Origin of the sequence: Streptomyces durbertensis (assembly GCF_014156695.1) — a bacterium.
In the GTDB taxonomy this organism is placed as follows: domain Bacteria; phylum Actinomycetota; class Actinomycetes; order Streptomycetales; family Streptomycetaceae; genus Streptomyces; species Streptomyces durbertensis.
In genome coordinates, this window is sequence record NZ_WMLF01000089.1 from 1 (window position 1) to 15,286 (window position 15,286).

The following is a 15,286-nucleotide window of genomic DNA, read 5'->3' on the forward strand; positions in this document are numbered from 1 at the left end:
GGCTGTGGGCGATGAACGACGCCGGGTGGGAGCATCCGCTCGCGGCGCCGGGGGCGCCGCTGGTGGCGTGGTTCCAGGTGGAGGCGTCGGCGGTCGCGGCCGACCGGCCGCTGCCCGTGCAGCCGTTCCTGCGCTGCGCCGCCGACGTGCTGGATCGGGTCGGCACGTCGCGGCTGGCCGTCGTCCAGCTTCTGCTGCCGGTGGCGGGTATCGATCCGGCCGCCCGGCCGCCTCACTCGCCGGTGCCGGCGGCGCGCACGGTGCACTGGTTCCGGGAAGGTGATCCACAGGCCCGGGCCGGAGTGGAGGTCAACGTCAACGGCGGCCGGGACCCGCTGCTGCCCACGGTCGTGGAGCGGCTGGTCGAGCAGGTGGCGAGGATCGGCGAGGACGTGTTCGCGGGGGCGTCGTACGAGGTGGCGGGGCCGGAGCCGCAGCCCGCGCCGCCGTTCGACGACACGTTCTGGGACGGCCCGCCGCTGCACGGGGTCACGCTGCGCGGTGAGCTCGCCGAGTGGTCGCCGGATGCCGTGGGCTGGCTGGCCGAGGTGGTCGCGGACTGCACGGCCCGGCTCGGGCTGCGCGGTCCGCTGCTGCTGACCGTCGTCCGGACCGGTTGACCGCCGACGCGCACAAGAAGAAGCACGCGCGGAAGGGCCTGTACGACGTGAGACGTCGTACGGGCCCTTGCCGTTGAAGCGGTTCAGCCCTACGGGCCGGGGGTCACTCGGTGATCTTGGTGACCGGCCGGCGCCCACGGTCCGACCACCCTCACAGACGACCGCCCGTCGCGCTCATCGGTCGCGCGGCGACGGCGCCACCGCGGCCGGACGGCCGTGCACCCGCTGGTGGGCCAGCGCCCACCACACCTCCGCCAGGTCTGCCGGATCGCGCAGACTGGTCCCGGAGACTTCCTCGAACCGGCGCAGTCGGTTGCGCAGGGTGTTCGGGTGGACGAACAGAGTCCGCGCGGCAGCCTCCAGCCGCAGCCCGTGTTCCAGGTACGCCGCCACCGCCTCCTCCAACTGGACGCCGTCGTCGCCGCGTTCGTACAGGGGCGCGAGTCGCTGGCGCACCAGGCGCTCACCCAGCACGGGCGTCTGCGCGACCGCGGCGCGCAACCCCAGCTCATCGCGGGTGAACACCCCGGCCATGCCGAAAGCGACCGCCGTCTGCACGGCTCGGCTCGCCGCCGTGAACTCCTCGGCCAGGTCGGGTGCGGTCACCGCCGCGCCCAGACCCACCACCAGGTTCCGGCACAGCGCGGAAGGACGCCCCGTCAGCAACCCCGCCGCGTCGCCGTCGACGGCCGTCACCATGGGCTCACCTGCCGGATCCACGGCCAGCCACGGCCGCAGTGCGCGCACCACCTCGGTCGGCTCCGTCGCCCCGGACACGGCCCGGGCCCTGAACGGCATGCGGGGCACGCCCGGCTCCCCGGTGAAGACCCGTACCGCCGACGGATCCGCCGGGGTCGTCAGCAACAGGCGTACATAGGCTTCGAGCCGGCCCTCGGTCGATGCGGGGCGCGTGCCGTCCCGCACGTCCCGGAGCGCTCTGCGACGCACGATCCGTACCGTCATCGCCCCGGCCCACGACCACACCTGCTCACCGATCTCCAGCAGCTCCTCGGAGGTGGCCTGCCGCGCGGTCATCTCGGCGGCGAACCGCGACCACACCACGTCGACGCCGATCCGATGGGCGTGGAGGACGTCGCCGACCGGAACGGTGTCACCGATCGCCCCGGCGGTGGCCGGCACGGCCGGGTCGACGCCGGGGCCGTAGGCCGTCACCGGCAGGGCGTCCGCACCCCCGGCCCTGTACAACCGCGCCACGACGCCCATGCCTCGGTCCACCGCGCGCGTCACGCGCAGCGTCAGCAGATCCGGCGGCACCCGCGCGTACGACGGCAGCTCCGCCCTCAGCCGACCGGTCACCTCGGCAACGACGGCGCCCAGATCCTCGCGCACGGCGGCGACCGCCGCCGGCACCCTTGTGGAAACCTCCTCCGTGCCCCCCACTGGTCGCTGCCTTCCTCCATGGTGCATTGTTCGAACGCTCGCCATGCTAGGTCCAGCAGTCCCGGGTTCCGGAGCACCGACATACGCCATGTGCCCGGTAAACGGCGGGACTTGGAGGACCGCGATGCCGGTCCCACCCCCCTGACGCACACGAAGGACTCCCATGGCCTCTACCTGGAGGCGCGCGGCGCTGCCCGCCGCCGCCCTCGCCATACTCGTGCCCGCCGGTCTCGGCGTGGGGACGCTGCTCTCCTCGTCCGGCGAAGCGCCCACACACCGCGCCGCCGGGCCCGGGAGCACTGCCTCCGCACCCGCCTACGAGGAGGCGGAGAGCGACGGCGCCGGCGCCGTGGTCGCGCAGCCGACCGACCGGCCCGACCGGCGCGTGCACTCCGCGTCCGTCCGCGTGGCCGCCTACGACCCGGGACAGCGCCGGGCGGTGCTGAAGGCGACGGAACGCGGGGCCGTACGCGCCGGGGACGTCGTCGCTTCGGCGCCGACCCGGTCAGCGCCCGCCGGTGCGCTGTTCAAGGTGGCCAAGGTGACGGAAAGCCGCGGCGACGAGGTCACCGTGACGACGGCGCCCGCGACCCTTCCCGAACTCCTCGGTGAGCGCAGCGTGAAGCAGCGCGCGGCCATCCCCGCCCGCGAACTGAGCGTCAGACCCCTGTCGAAGGGCGTGACGGCGACCACGGACCGCCCGTCGGCCGCCGAGAGCGCCCCGGCGTCCCCCTCGCCCGCCGACTCCGCGCCCGCCGACCCCGCTCCGCCGACGGACTCCCCGTCCTCTTCCGTTCCGACGGACACGGACACGGACACGGACACGGACACCGGCACGGGCACGGACACCGGCACGGACAGCACGGGCACGGGCACGGACACCGGTACGGACACGGACACCGGTACGGCCTCACCCGCGCCGTCCGCGTCGTCGTCACCCACACTCGACACGCCCGCGAAGACCCCGTCCCCCTCCTCCGCACCGGCGCAGACCACCGCGCCCGGCCTGCCGCGTGAGGGCGCGACACCGCTCACCACGCTCCGCCTGGCCCTGGACGTGCCGCTGCCCGCGGGCATCGAGGCCACCGACCGCTCACCCGCGCGGCTGGCGGGCGAGGTGCGGTTCACCCCTGAGGTGTTCTTCCAGTACGAGAAGCGGGGCGGTCTGTCCGTCCTGCCCGAGCGGGCGGCCGTCGGTCTGGGCGGCTCGTACGGATACGACTGGCAGGTCCACGGCAAGGTGAGCCGCGCCGTGGACTCCGGAGAGATCACCCGGCCGCTGGCGGCGGTCACCGGCCGGCACACCTTCTGGGTGGGTCCGGTGCCCGTCGTCGTCAACACCGAGGTCGTCTTCGTCTACCGCTTCACGGCCGACGGGCGCATCGTCCTGGATGCCGACCAGCGCACGACGGGCTCGTTCGACATCGGCGCCCGCTACGACCGTGCCCAGGGCTGGCAGCCCGTCCGCCACGCCGAGCAGCGTACCGAGGGCGACCGGCCGCGCGTCGAAGGGGCGGCCACCGCCCAGGCCGTCATCGGCGCCAGGGCCAAGGTCTCCCTGTACGACGCGGCCGGAGTCGGCGGCGACCTTTCCGTGCAGTTGCGGGGTCGCGCGAGCGCGGCGTCGGACGGAAAGCCTGCCTGGGAGCTGACGGCCGGGTACGACCTGAAGACCGAACTGATGCTGCAGCTGCAGATCTTCGGCATCAGCGTCGTGGACCTGCGCACCACTCCCTTCACCCTGCGCGGAGAGCGACGCCTCTTTGGTCAGGGCACGCCGGAGGTGTGACACGGCCCTGACGGCGGGGCGCACGCGGAAGGGCCCGTACGACGCGAACGTCGTACGGGCCCTTGCCGTCACGCGGTACAGCCCTACGGGCCGAAGATCACTTGGTGATCTTGACGACCTGGCCGGCGCCCACGGTCCGACCACCCTCACGGATGGCGAACTTCAGGCCCTCCTCCATGGCGACCGGCTGGATCAGCTGGACGGACATGGTGGTGTTGTCGCCCGGCATGACCATCTCGGTGCCCTCGGGGAGGGTCACGACGCCGGTCACGTCCGTGGTACGGAAGTAGAACTGCGGGCGGTAGTTGTTGAAGAACGGGGTGTGGCGACCACCCTCGTCCTTCGACAGGATGTAGGCCTGGGCCTCGAACTCGGTGTGCGGGGTGACCGTGCCCGGCTTGATGATGACCTGGCCGCGCTCGACGTCCTCGCGCTTGATACCGCGGAGAAGCAGACCGACGTTCTCACCGGCCTGACCCTCGTCCAGCAGCTTCCGGAACATCTCGATGCCGGTAACCGTGGTCTTGGTCTTCTCTTCCTTGATGCCGATGATCTCGACTTCCTCGTTCACCTTGAGGATGCCGCGCTCGATACGGCCGGTGACGACGGTGCCGCGACCGGTGATCGTGAAGACGTCCTCGATCGGCATGAGGAACGGCTTGTCGACCTCGCGCTCCGGCTGCGGGATCGACTCGTCGACGGCCGCCATCAGGTCGAGGACCGTCTGGCCCCACTCCTTGTCGCCCTCCAGCGCCTTCAGCGCGGAGACCTTGACGACCGGAACGTCGTCGCCCGGGAACTCGTACTCGGTGAGCAGCTCACGGACCTCGAGCTCGACGAGCTCCATGATCTCCTCGTCGTCCACCATGTCGGCCTTGTTCAGGGCGACGACGATGTACGGAACGCCGACCTGGCGGGCCAGGAGCACGTGCTCCTTGGTCTGCGGCATCGGGCCGTCGGTGGCGGCGACCACGAGGATGGCGCCGTCCATCTGGGCGGCACCGGTGATCATGTTCTTGATGTAGTCCGCGTGACCCGGGCAGTCGACGTGGGCGTAGTGCCGGGACTCCGTCTGGTACTCGACGTGCGCGATGGAGATGGTGATACCGCGCTGGCGCTCCTCGGGAGCCTTGTCGATCTGGTCGAAGGCCGAGGCCTCGTTCAGGTCGGGGTAGGCGTCGTGCAGCACCTTGGTAATGGCCGCCGTAAGGGTGGTCTTACCGTGGTCGATGTGACCGATGGTGCCGATGTTGACGTGCGGCTTAGTCCGCTCGAACTTCGCCTTCGCCACTGGGGTCCTCCTGTGGACTGGTGCTGTACGCCCTCCGCGATTTGCGGAAGGGTTCAGGTGGTCTTACCGAACCGGCCAGGACCCCGAGGGGGATGCCCTTGACCCGTTCGCTCTGAAAGGGCTGGCGGCCGGGGTTCCCGGGCGGGACGCGGATGGCGTCCCGCCCGGTTGCCCCGATTGCCTTTGCTACAGCCTAAAGGCTGTGACGACGGCTGCTAGCCGAGGTCACTCACCCTTGGCCTTCGCCACGATCTCCTCGCTGACGTTCTTGGGAACCTCGGCGTAGGAGTCGAACTGCATCGAGTAGCTTGCGCGACCGGAGGTCTTGGAGCGCAGGTCACCCACGTAGCCGAACATCTCGGAGAGCGGGACCAGGCCCGTGACGAGCTTGGCACCTCCCCGGTCCTCCATGGACTGAACCTGTCCACGGCGGGAGTTGATGTCGCCGATCACGTCGCCCATGTAGTCCTCGGGCGTGGTGACCTCGACCTTCATCATCGGCTCCAGCAGGGCCGGGCTGGCCTTGCGGGCGGCCTCCTTGAAGGCGATCGATCCAGCGATCTTGAACGCCATCTCGGAGGAGTCGACCTCGTGGTAGGCGCCGTCCAGCAGCGTCACGCGGACGCCGGTGAGCGGGTAGCCGGCGAGGACGCCGAACTCCATGGCCTCCTGGCAGCCGGCGTCCACCGAGGGGATGTACTCCCGGGGGATGCGGCCACCGGTGACCTTGTTGACGAACTCGTAGCCGTCGCCTTCCAGCGGCTCGATCGCGATCTGCACCTTCGCGAACTGACCGGAACCACCGGTCTGCTTCTTGTGGGTGTAGTCGAGTCGCTCGACCGGCTTGCGGAGGGTCTCGCGGTAGGCCACCTGCGGCTTACCGACGTTGGCCTCGACCTTGAACTCGCGCTTCATACGGTCGACCAGCACGTCGAGGTGCAGCTCGCCCATACCGGCGATGATGGTCTGGCCGGTCTCCTCGTCGGTCTTGACCTGGAAGGACGGGTCCTCCTCGGCCAGCCGCTGGATCGCGACGCCCAGCTTCTCCTGGTCGCCCTTGGTCTTCGGCTCGATGGCGACCTCGATCACCGGAGCCGGGAACTCCATGGACTCCAGGATGACCGGCTTCGCCGGGTCGCAGAGCGTCTCACCGGTGGTGGTCTGCTTGAGACCCATCACGGCGATGATGTCGCCGGCGCCCACCGACTCGATCTCCTCACGCTTGTTCGCGTGCATGCGGTAGATCTTGCCGATGCGCTCCTTGCGGCCCTTGACCGAGTTGAGCACCTGGGTGCCCGACTCGAGGCGGCCGGAGTACACCCGGACGAAGGTGAGCTTGCCCAGGTGGGGGTCGCTCATGATCTTGAAGGCGAGCGCGGACAGCGGCTCTTCGTCCGCCGGCTTGCGCGTGATGACCTCTTCGGAGTTGTTGACGGCGTGGCCCTCAACAGCCTCGATGTCCAGCGGCGACGGCAGGTAGCGCACGACCGCGTCGAGCAGGGGCTGCACGCCCTTGTTCTTGAACGCGGTACCGCAGAACACCGGGGTGACCGTGGTCGCGCCCTCCGCGCCGGTGGAGGCGAGGGTGACGCGGCGGATGGCCGCCATCAGCTGCTCCTGGGTGGGCTCCTGGCCCTCCAGGTACAGCTCCATCATCTCGTCGTCGTTCTCCGCGACGGCCTCGAGGAGCTTGCCGCGCCACTCGGCGGCAGCCTCCGTGTGGGTGTCGGGGATGTCGACGACGTCGTAGGCCTCACCGAGCTTGGTGTCGGCGGACCAGACGAGCGCCTTCATCTGCACCAGGTCGACGACGCCCTGGAAGTCCGCCTCGGCGCCGATCGGCAGCTGCATGACCAGCGGCTGGGCGTTGAGGCGGTTGACGATCATGTCGACGCAGCGGTGGAACTCGGCGCCGGTGCGGTCGAGCTTGTTGACGAAGCAGATACGCGGGACGCCGTAGCGGTCCGCCTGACGCCACACCGTCTCGGACTGCGGCTCCACACCGGCGACACCGTCGAACACCGTCACGGCACCGTCGAGCACGCGCAGGGAGCGCTCCACCTCGACGGTGAAGTCGACGTGACCCGGGGTGTCGATGATGTTGATGGTGTGGTCGACGTTGTCCAGCGGCCAGTGACACGTGGTCGCGGCCGAGGTGATGGTGATGCCGCGTTCCTGCTCCTGCGCCATCCAGTCCATCGTGGCGGCGCCGTCGTGGACCTCACCGATCTTGTAGCTGACGCCGGTGTAGTACAGGATCCGCTCGGTGGTGGTCGTCTTGCCCGCGTCGATGTGGGCCATGATCCCGATGTTGCGGACCCTGGCCAGGTCAAGTGAAGTGGTAGCCATAAGGCTTCAGTCTTCTCTCGGTCTCGATGTGGGTAGCGACTACCAGCGGTAGTGCGCGAAGGCCTTGTTGGACTCGGCCATCTTGTGGGTGTCCTCGCGCTTCTTCACGGCAGCGCCGAGGCCGTTGGAGGCGTCGAGCAGCTCGTTCATCAGACGCTCGGTCATCGTCTTCTCACGGCGGGCGCGGGAGTAGCCCACGATCCAGCGCAGCGCGAGAGTGGAGGAGCGGCCGGGGCGGACCTCGACCGGCACCTGGTAGGTGGCGCCACCGACACGCCGCGAGCGGACCTCGAGGGTCGGCTTCACGTTCTCGAGCGCGCGCTTCAGGGTGATGACCGGGTCGTTGCCGGTCTTCTCCCGCAGACCCTCCATGGCGCCGTACACGATGCGCTCGGCGGTGGAGCGCTTGCCGTGCAGGAGCACCTTGTTGATGAGGGACGTCACCAGAGGAGAGCCGTAGACCGGGTCGATGATGACCGGGCGCTTCGGGGCAGGGCCCTTACGAGGCATTCTTACTTCTCCTTCTTGGCGCCGTAGCGGCTGCGAGCCTGCTTGCGGTTCTTGACGCCCTGGGTGTCGAGGGAACCACGGATGATCTTGTAGCGAACACCCGGCAGGTCCTTCACACGGCCACCGCGGACGAGCACGATGGAGTGCTCCTGCAGGTTGTGGCCCTCACCCGGAATGTACGCGGTGACCTCGATGCCACTGCTGAGCTTCACACGGGCGACCTTGCGGAGCGCCGAGTTCGGCTTCTTCGGGGTGGTGGTGAAGACACGCGTGCAGACACCACGGCGCTGCGGGGAACCGTCAAGCGCGGGTGTCTTGTTCTTCTCGACCTTGTCCTGCCGGCCCTTACGGACCAGCTGCTGGATCGTAGGCACAGTCTCTCCGGTTTCTGTGTGCCAGTCTCGGTAAAACTAACCTGAGTCACCTCCGACCCACGCGGTCGGGTGTGTCGTAGACCGCACAACCCGCCGGGGCGGGGCTCCACCGTGGGGGAGAGCGTGCAGATCCGGTGTCTCCCGTCCGCTCTCCGGCGCTGAGCGCGGGAAGAGCGCAGGGGACACCCCAGGCACAAGGTCAGAGCGTACCTACCGCACACGCCGGGGTCAAAAGAGAACGGGCGCGACGAGGCACGCCGAAGCGGTCCGGCGGCACCGGCGCCCCCGCCCGCTCACCCGGACCACCCGCAACCTGCCCGTACGAGACGCCGCGCAAACCCGCCCGATCGGGGGCTGAGCGCCCGCCGCGGGCGGCGGCCACCTGCGCGGGCGGCCGGCTACGCGACGGCCAGGCCGAGGCCGAAGACGATGAGCAGACCCCAGAAGGCGATCGAGAGGTAGCCGACGACCAGGCCCGCCGTGGCGTACCCGTCACCGCGCTCCCCGGTCCGCTTGATCTCGGCCTTCGCCTTGTGGCCGAGGATGACCGCCGGCACGGCCGTGACGCCCCACGTCATCGGCGCCAGCACACCGCAGATCAGCGCGCCCACCGCGCTGCCGTTGTTCGAGACCGGCGGCGGCGCGGCCCAGTACGGCGTCACCGGCGCGACCGGCCGCGGCTGCCCCTGGAACGTCACCGGCAGCACCGGCGCCGGCTGCGGACCGGACATCGGCACCGGCCCCTGCGGCAGGTCGACGATGAGCGGCTGGATCTCCGCGTACGTGGCGGCGCTGTGCACCCGCTGGAGCCGCTGGTCGTACTCGTCCTTGCTGAGCCTGCCCTCGGCGTAACCGGCCTTGAGCACGTCCGCGGCGCGCTCCCGGTCGGCGTCCGAAGCACGCATCATCGGATTGTGTCCGGGCTGGCCCTGGCCGCCTTGCCAGTTGAGCGACATCCCCAGCACCTCCCCGCCCTCGGCCGATTGTTCCCCCATCATCCCCGACGCTTGGGGCGAGCGGTGAGTTCCCCTGCACAGGGGGACAGAATCGCAACACACGAGGGTGAGAGGCGGCGCGGGACGCCCCTCGCGCGCCCCTCGGAGCCTCCAGAAACGGTCCGTCACGCTCTCCGCATGTCCAACGGGTGTTCGCTCCACTACATTGTGCGCACGAAGATCGAGCGCACGGCAGCAGCTCGGCGTCCCAGGACACCCCGCGGCCGCTTCCGGGAACTCGGGGGAAGTCAGCATGTCCGGAGTGTCAAGCGCCGAGGAGACCGGTCTGGACGACCAGGTCCCCTTCCTGGCGCGCCTCGAACGCGAGGACCGCATAGCCCTGCTGGGCCTCGGCAGGGAACTGCGCTACCAGGCCAGGGACCACCTCATCCACCAGGCCGAGCCGTCCGCGCACATCCTGCTGCTGCTCGGCGGCTGGACGAAGGTGACGGCCCGCGCGGCCAGCGGCTACGTCGCCCTGCTCGCCTTACGCGGCCCCGGTGACGTCATCGGCGAGTCCGCCGCCCTGACCGGCCGCCCCCGCTCGGCGAGCGTCGTGGCCCTGGAGCCGGTCCACGCCGTGGCCGTCGACCACGGCCGCTTCCGCGACTACCTCACCGCGCGCCCGCAGGCCGCCCTGCGCCTGCTGTCGCTGGTCAGCGACCGCACCCGGGCCGCCGACCGGCGCCGCCTCGAATACGCCTCGCTCGACGTCAAGGAGCGACTGGCCGCCCTGCTGCTGGAACTCGCCCGTTCCCACGGCAACCGCACCGAACGCGGCATCGAACTGACCGTGCCGCTCAGCCAGGAGGAACTGGCCGGCTCGGTGGGCGCCTCCAGCGAGTCCGTGAAGAAGTTCCTCACCGAACTGCGCCGGGAGGGCGTGGTCGCCACCGGCCGGCGCTCCACCGTCCTGCTCCGCCCCGACGTGCTGCGCAAGATCTGCGCCGCCAACCGGACCTGACGCCCTTCCCCGTCAACGGTCCGGGTATTCCTACCCGTTCGGTGGGGGCGGTTTCCCCTCACACGACGGGCGGCACCGGCGGCACGCTCGACACACCAGCCGCGCCCGCGCCACTCATCCGAAAGGCGATCGACCATGAGCGATCCCGTCAGCCGCGTCATGCTGCTCTTCGACATCGAGCGCTACAGCGACCGCGACGACGTCGAGCAGGCCTATCTGCGGCGCATGCTCTACGACGTCGCCGACCGCACACTCGCCGCCGCCGGCGTCGAGGAGACCGCGCACCGCCGCGCCGACCGGGGCGACGGGCTCATCGAACTGCTCGACGCCGACACCTCCCTGCCCGCGCTGCTCCGGGCGCTGCTCACCGAGACGCCGGTGCTGCTTCGCGCGGTCAACCGGATGGCCTCCAGCAGCGCCCAGATCCGGCTGCGCGCCGTGCTGGCGACCGGCTACGTCGCGGTCGACGGACTCGACGGCTGGGTCGGCTCCGACCTCAACCACGCCGCCCGGCTGCTCGACAGCGCCGAACTGCGGGCCGCCCTGCGGGAGCGGGCCGACGACTTCGCGCTGTGCGTGTCGACCGGCGTGTACGAGGGCATCGTCCGGCACGGCTACCCCGGCGTCCCGCCGGAGGACTTCACCGCCGTCACACCGGACAGCAAGAACGGCCGGCTGCGTGCCTGGCTGCACGGCCCCGGGCCGCGCGCGTCGCGGGGGAACGCGCGCGGCCCGGCCACCGACACGGCGACGGGCGGCACGCCGGACGGCGGCGACCCCGCGGGAGGCGGCACGACGGGCGGCGGGACGGCGGCGGGCGCTCGGACCGCCCACGCCCAGACGGCCCCCGCCCCGGCGGGCGGTTCGCAGCCGGGCGGCGTCCCGGCGGCGGGGCGCGGCGGGGCGTCGTTCACGTTCCACGGCAACCCCAGCTTCGGCGGCGACCTCGTCGGCGGCGACAAGCGGACGTTCGAGGGCGCGGTCGTCGAAGGCGACGTGCACCTCGGCGCCGGCCGCCGCGCGCAGAGCCGCCGCCCGCGTCGCGAGACCCCGCGGCGTTCCGAGACCCACGACACCCACGACACCCCGCGCACCAACCAGGAAGAGGCATGAGCACAAGCGAACCAGAGGAAGCGGCCGGCCGGGCCGCCCCGCAGGCGCCCGCGCCCGGCGGGGACGGCGAGCCCGAGCAGCGACCGGACGCCAACGCCCCGGACGACGGCGGCGACGAGCGGGCCGCCGGTGAGGAGCAGGAGCAGGCGCAGAGCGCCTGGAAGGCCCGCCAGGACCTGTTACGCCACCGGCCGTCCTTCACCATCGGCGACTCGGCCCGCTTCGGCGGCGACCTCATCGGCGGGGACAGCCACACGCTGGCCGGCGGACGGGTCGAGGGCGACGTCGTCCTCGGCCAGACCGTCTACCAGCTCGCCGCCGACCGGTCCGGCGCGGCCTCCGGCGAGATACCCGCCGAAACGCTCGACTCCCTCGCGACACGCTTCACCGACGCGCAGCCCGGCGCCCCCGACAACACCACCGAAGGCGGCGGCCTGCTGGACCGGCTCGTCGAACGGCTGCGCGCCGAGCGGCTGCTCGTCCTCGCCGGGCCGCGGCACTCCGGGCGCCGCACCGCCGGGCTGGTCCTGCTCCACCGCCTCGGTGTCGAGACCGTCCGCGCTCTCGACCGCGACACCCCGCCGGGCGAGCTGGCCTCCCGGCTCGACGCCCCCTGCGGCTACCTGCTCGGCGAACTCGACGACCAGCGGACCGGCGAGCTGCGCGAAGCGCAGCTGATGGCGGCCAGGGAGGCGCTGGTCGAACACGACGGCCACCTCGTGGTGATCACCGGCCCGGAGCCGCGGCTGGAACACGTCGCCATCGCCCGCTGGCGGCCGCCGCCCGCCCACCACGTGCTCGACGCGCACCTGCGCCGTCTCACCGACGCCGCGACCGCCGGCCGGCTGGCCCGGCACCCGGCCGTGGAGGCGTTCCTCCACCACGCCCCGCAGCCCCGGGAGGTCGCCGCCTTCGCCGAACTGGCCGCCCGGCACGTGCGCGGCGAGGAGGGCGAGGAGGCGCTGGCCGACTTCTCCCGGTCCACCGTCGAACGCCAGGTGCAGGAGTGGTTCGACGACCCCGAACTGCACCTGCGGGACAAGGCGTTCCTGGTCGCCCTCGCGGTCTTCGACGAGGCCCCCTACGCGCTCACCGCCGAGCTCGGCGACCTGCTGTACGCGCTGCTGCAACGCACCGAGGACCCGCTGGAGCCGCCCCGCGTGCCGGTCTTCGGCACGTCCGTCGGCAGCCGCGTCAAGCTCGCCCGCGCCCGCACCTACACCGCCGAGGAGCCCACCGAGTGGGGCCCGGTGCCGCAGCTCAACGCGGCCTTCGAGGACCGCCGGGCGGCGCTGGTCCTGCTCCGCGAGGTGTGGACGGGCCACCCCTCCGCCCGCCCCGGACTCATCGGCTGGCTGCGCGAACTCGCCGACGACGGACGCCCCCTGGTCCGCACCCGGGCCGCCGCCGCGGCGGCCGTGCTCACCGCCAGGGACCTGCCGTCGGCGATGGCGCTGCTCGTCCAGGACTGGGCGATCTCGCCGCGCCCGCACCGCCGCATCGTCGCCGTGAACACGCTCGCCCTCGCGCACGCGATGGGCGCGCCCGGCGTACCGCGCATCGTGCGATCGTGGTGCGGCGCCGACGAGCCGTACCCGCTGCGCTGGACCGCCGTCCGCGCCTACGCGCTGCTCGGCGAGGAGCGCCCCACCGAGGCGCTGCGGGCGCTGCGCGACGCGGCGGACGGCGAGGACAGCCACGACCAGCGGGAACTCCTCGCCGAAGCCGCCGAATCCGCCGCGCTGCTGCTGCTCTCCGACGCCCGCGCCCCCGTCCTCGCCCAGCTGCTCGACGCGGTCACCGGCGAGCGCCCCGCACGGGACTTCGCGCTCCGCGCCTTCCTCGCCGCCGCCGGCTGGAGCGACGGCGAACCCGGCGACACCGGCTCCCCGCACGGCCGCCCGGAACTCCTCGACCGCTACGGCCAGGCCGCCGCCCGGGACAGCGCCGCCGACGCCGAGGAGCGCCACGGCATCGCCGTCATGTGGCGCGCCGCGCTCCGCGACCACCGCCACACCCGCGCCGCGCTCGCCATCCTCGCCGGCTGGCTGCGCGTCGCCGAGGACGACCCCACGGCCGAGTGGGCGCTGGCCGCCCTGCTGCCCGCGCTCGTCGAGGACGGGACGGACCACGCCCGGCTCGCCCACCTCCTGCGGACCGTGCCGCCCGACGAGGACGGCAGGCCCCGGCAGGCCGCCGCGCGCCTGCTGGCGCACCTCTCCTTCGTCCCCGCCCCCTGACAGCACCGCCGGAAGAACCGGCACCGCCCACGCACCAGCACCGCCGACGAAGAACCAGCACCGCCGTACCTCCGCTGACGCATCACCGGGCCGCGCCGTCGGCCCGCACACAGAAAGACGCCAGAGCGCATGGCCAACTTCCGCTACTCCCCCGAGTGGCAGCAGGCCGCCGACCGGCACTCCCAGCTGGTCGACCCGGTCCTCACCGTACGCAAGCTGACCCGCTTCGACACCTTCACCAACCGGCACCCAGCCCGGTTCGACAACGCGCACGTCTACGCCACGTCCAGCGGCGCCTACGAGACGTACATGCCGCCGCAGCGGCCGCAGCTCGCCGGCCGGGGCTACACCGCCGTCTACGAGGTCGACATAGGCGTCCACCGCGTCCGCGCCGAACTCGACCTGCCCAGCGACAACGACGCCTTCGAGTTCGGCGCCGACGTCGACCTGACGTGGCAGGTCGTGGCCCCCGACGCCTTCGTCGCCAGCGGGCACCGCAACGTGCCGGGCCTGCTCTTCGACGAGATCCAGCGCCGCGCCCGGCCCGTCACCCGCGGCTTCGACATCAACAACAGCGCCGAGGCCGAACGCGCCCTCGTCGACGCGCTCACCGCCTCCGGGCCGCTCGGCGAGACGGCCGGCCTGCGCGTCGACCACACCGTCCGGCTGCGCCGCGACCGCGCCAGCATCGACCACCAGAAGAACCTCCAGGCCATCGGGCACGTCGCCGCCGAGGCCATCCACTCCACGCAGGAGGGCATCCGGTACGACGCCGTCGTCGACGAACGCGTCCAGCAGCAGCTCCGGCAGCAGCACGCCCAGGCCATGCTCAGCGGGCAGCACCAGCTGGAGCAGCAGGCGGTGGAAGCGGAGAAGATCCGGTTCTACCAGTACCACCTCGCGCAGGGCGGCGTGGCCGCCTGGGCGATGCACCTGGCGCAGCACCCGGAGGACTCCCGGCTGGTCATGCAGAGCCTGCGTGAGGACCAGCTGCGGCTCGTCCAGTCCCAGCTCGGCGTCGTCACCCAGGTGCTCACCAGCGAGCACACCGAGATGCACCACCTCGCGGGCGTCCACGAGACGGCCATCGAGGTCGTCCGCGGCTTCCTCGCCCAGCAACTCCCCGGCGCGCAGGGCGCGCACGGCGCGCCGGCGCAGATCCCGGGGGCCGCGCCGCCGCAGCCGTACCCGTACCCCCCTGGCGCGCCGGGGGCGCCACCGCCGCAGTCCCCCGGCGGTCCGCCCGTCGCGCCGTACGCCGCCCCCACGCCCGCGCCGGGCCCCGGCGGGCCCTACCCGCCGCAGTACCAGGGGGCGCCCACGGGGCCTTACGCGCCCCCGCACGCGCCCATGCCCCACCCGGGCACACCGCCAGGCCCGGGCGCGCCTCAGGCTCCCCACCCGCCAGGCGCCCAGCAACCACACCCGCCTGCCCAACCAGGTGCCCCGGGCGGCCACCCGACGGGCGGCCCGGGGCCGTACCCGGTCGCGCACGCGCCCGGCCACCCGGCCGCCCCACCGGGCGGCCACCAGCACGGCGGCCAACCGACCGCCCCCCAGGGCGGATTCCCCGCCGGGCAGCAGGACGGCACCCCGCCGCACCCACCGGCCGAACCCGGCAACCCCGCGGACCCCGGGGC

Annotated in this window: 12 protein-coding genes; 6 read left to right on the top strand and 6 right to left on the bottom strand. The window is 72.2% G+C overall.

Annotated features, from left to right (window positions below; all coding sequences use genetic code 11):
* A partial coding sequence (locus tag GL263_RS08780) for a hypothetical protein (RefSeq protein WP_228456290.1) occupies positions 1–620 on the top strand: 620 nt, incomplete at its 5' end.
* Between the two features lie 174 nt (positions 621–794).
* Here the strand turns inward: GL263_RS08780 and GL263_RS08785 are convergent.
* Positions 795–2,021, bottom strand: a complete 1,227-nt coding sequence (locus tag GL263_RS08785; RefSeq protein WP_323379308.1) for a helix-turn-helix domain-containing protein — start codon at positions 2,019–2,021, stop codon at positions 795–797.
* A 163-nt stretch (positions 2,022–2,184) separates the two neighbouring features.
* Between GL263_RS08785 and GL263_RS08790 the strand changes: the two genes are divergently transcribed.
* Entirely contained in the window at positions 2,185–3,810 is a 1,626-nt protein-coding gene (locus tag GL263_RS08790) for a hypothetical protein (protein ID WP_228456292.1), read from the top strand.
* 97 nt (positions 3,811–3,907) lie between these two features.
* Here the strand turns inward: GL263_RS08790 and tuf are convergent, their stop codons facing one another.
* The 5 genes from tuf to GL263_RS08815 form a co-directional block, all read right to left on the bottom strand.
* Entirely contained in the window at positions 3,908–5,101 is a 1,194-nt protein-coding gene (tuf, locus tag GL263_RS08795) for an elongation factor Tu (protein WP_182855030.1), read from the bottom strand.
* A 225-nt stretch (positions 5,102–5,326) separates the two neighbouring features.
* Complete coding sequence (gene fusA, locus GL263_RS08800) at positions 5,327–7,450, bottom strand: elongation factor G (RefSeq protein WP_182855031.1); 2,124 nt, start codon at positions 7,448–7,450, stop codon at positions 5,327–5,329.
* Between the two features lie 39 nt (positions 7,451–7,489).
* Complete coding sequence (gene rpsG, locus GL263_RS08805) at positions 7,490–7,960, bottom strand: 30S ribosomal protein S7 (RefSeq protein WP_143649007.1); 471 nt, start codon at positions 7,958–7,960, stop codon at positions 7,490–7,492.
* Between the two features lie 2 nt (positions 7,961–7,962).
* On the bottom strand, positions 7,963–8,334 hold the full coding sequence (gene rpsL / locus GL263_RS08810; protein WP_143649006.1) for a 30S ribosomal protein S12: 372 nt from the start codon (positions 8,332–8,334) through the stop codon (positions 7,963–7,965).
* Positions 8,335–8,732: 398 nt separating this feature from the next.
* Positions 8,733–9,239 carry a DUF1707 and DUF4190 domain-containing protein gene (locus GL263_RS08815; protein ID WP_182855032.1) on the bottom strand — a complete coding sequence of 169 codons (507 nt, stop codon included), beginning with the start codon at positions 9,237–9,239 and terminating at the stop codon, positions 8,733–8,735.
* Positions 9,240–9,582: 343 nt separating this feature from the next.
* On the opposite strand from GL263_RS08815, the gene GL263_RS08820 reads away from it, so the two are divergent.
* The 4 genes from GL263_RS08820 to GL263_RS08835 form a co-directional block, all read left to right on the top strand.
* Complete coding sequence (locus GL263_RS08820) at positions 9,583–10,293, top strand: Crp/Fnr family transcriptional regulator (protein WP_182855033.1); 711 nt, start codon at positions 9,583–9,585, stop codon at positions 10,291–10,293.
* Between the two features lie 135 nt (positions 10,294–10,428).
* Positions 10,429–11,406: a hypothetical protein gene (locus tag GL263_RS08825; protein WP_228456294.1), complete on the top strand. Its 978-nt coding sequence runs from the start codon at positions 10,429–10,431 to the stop codon at positions 11,404–11,406.
* Complete coding sequence (locus GL263_RS08830; protein WP_182855034.1) at positions 11,403–13,646, top strand: hypothetical protein; 2,244 nt, start codon at positions 11,403–11,405, stop codon at positions 13,644–13,646. The genes GL263_RS08825 and GL263_RS08830 overlap by 4 nt, the downstream gene beginning before the upstream one ends.
* A 129-nt stretch (positions 13,647–13,775) precedes the next feature.
* On the top strand, positions 13,776–15,286 hold a 1,511-nt coding region (locus GL263_RS08835; RefSeq protein WP_182855035.1), incomplete at its 3' end, for a hypothetical protein.

Coding starts and splice junctions, on each gene's coding strand:
- GL263_RS08790 (WP_228456292.1), top strand. CDS start 2,185: ATGGCCTCTACCTGGAGGCGCGCGGCGCTGCCCGCCGCCGCCCTCGCC.
- fusA (WP_182855031.1), bottom strand. CDS start 7,450: ATGGCTACCACTTCACTTGACCTGGCCAGGGTCCGCAACATCGGGATC.
- rpsG (WP_143649007.1), bottom strand. CDS start 7,960: ATGCCTCGTAAGGGCCCTGCCCCGAAGCGCCCGGTCATCATCGACCCG.
- GL263_RS08815 (WP_182855032.1), bottom strand. CDS start 9,239: ATGCGTGCTTCGGACGCCGACCGGGAGCGCGCCGCGGACGTGCTCAAG.
- GL263_RS08820 (WP_182855033.1), top strand. CDS start 9,583: ATGTCCGGAGTGTCAAGCGCCGAGGAGACCGGTCTGGACGACCAGGTC.
- GL263_RS08825 (WP_228456294.1), top strand. CDS start 10,429: ATGAGCGATCCCGTCAGCCGCGTCATGCTGCTCTTCGACATCGAGCGC.
- GL263_RS08830 (WP_182855034.1), top strand. CDS start 11,403: ATGAGCACAAGCGAACCAGAGGAAGCGGCCGGCCGGGCCGCCCCGCAG.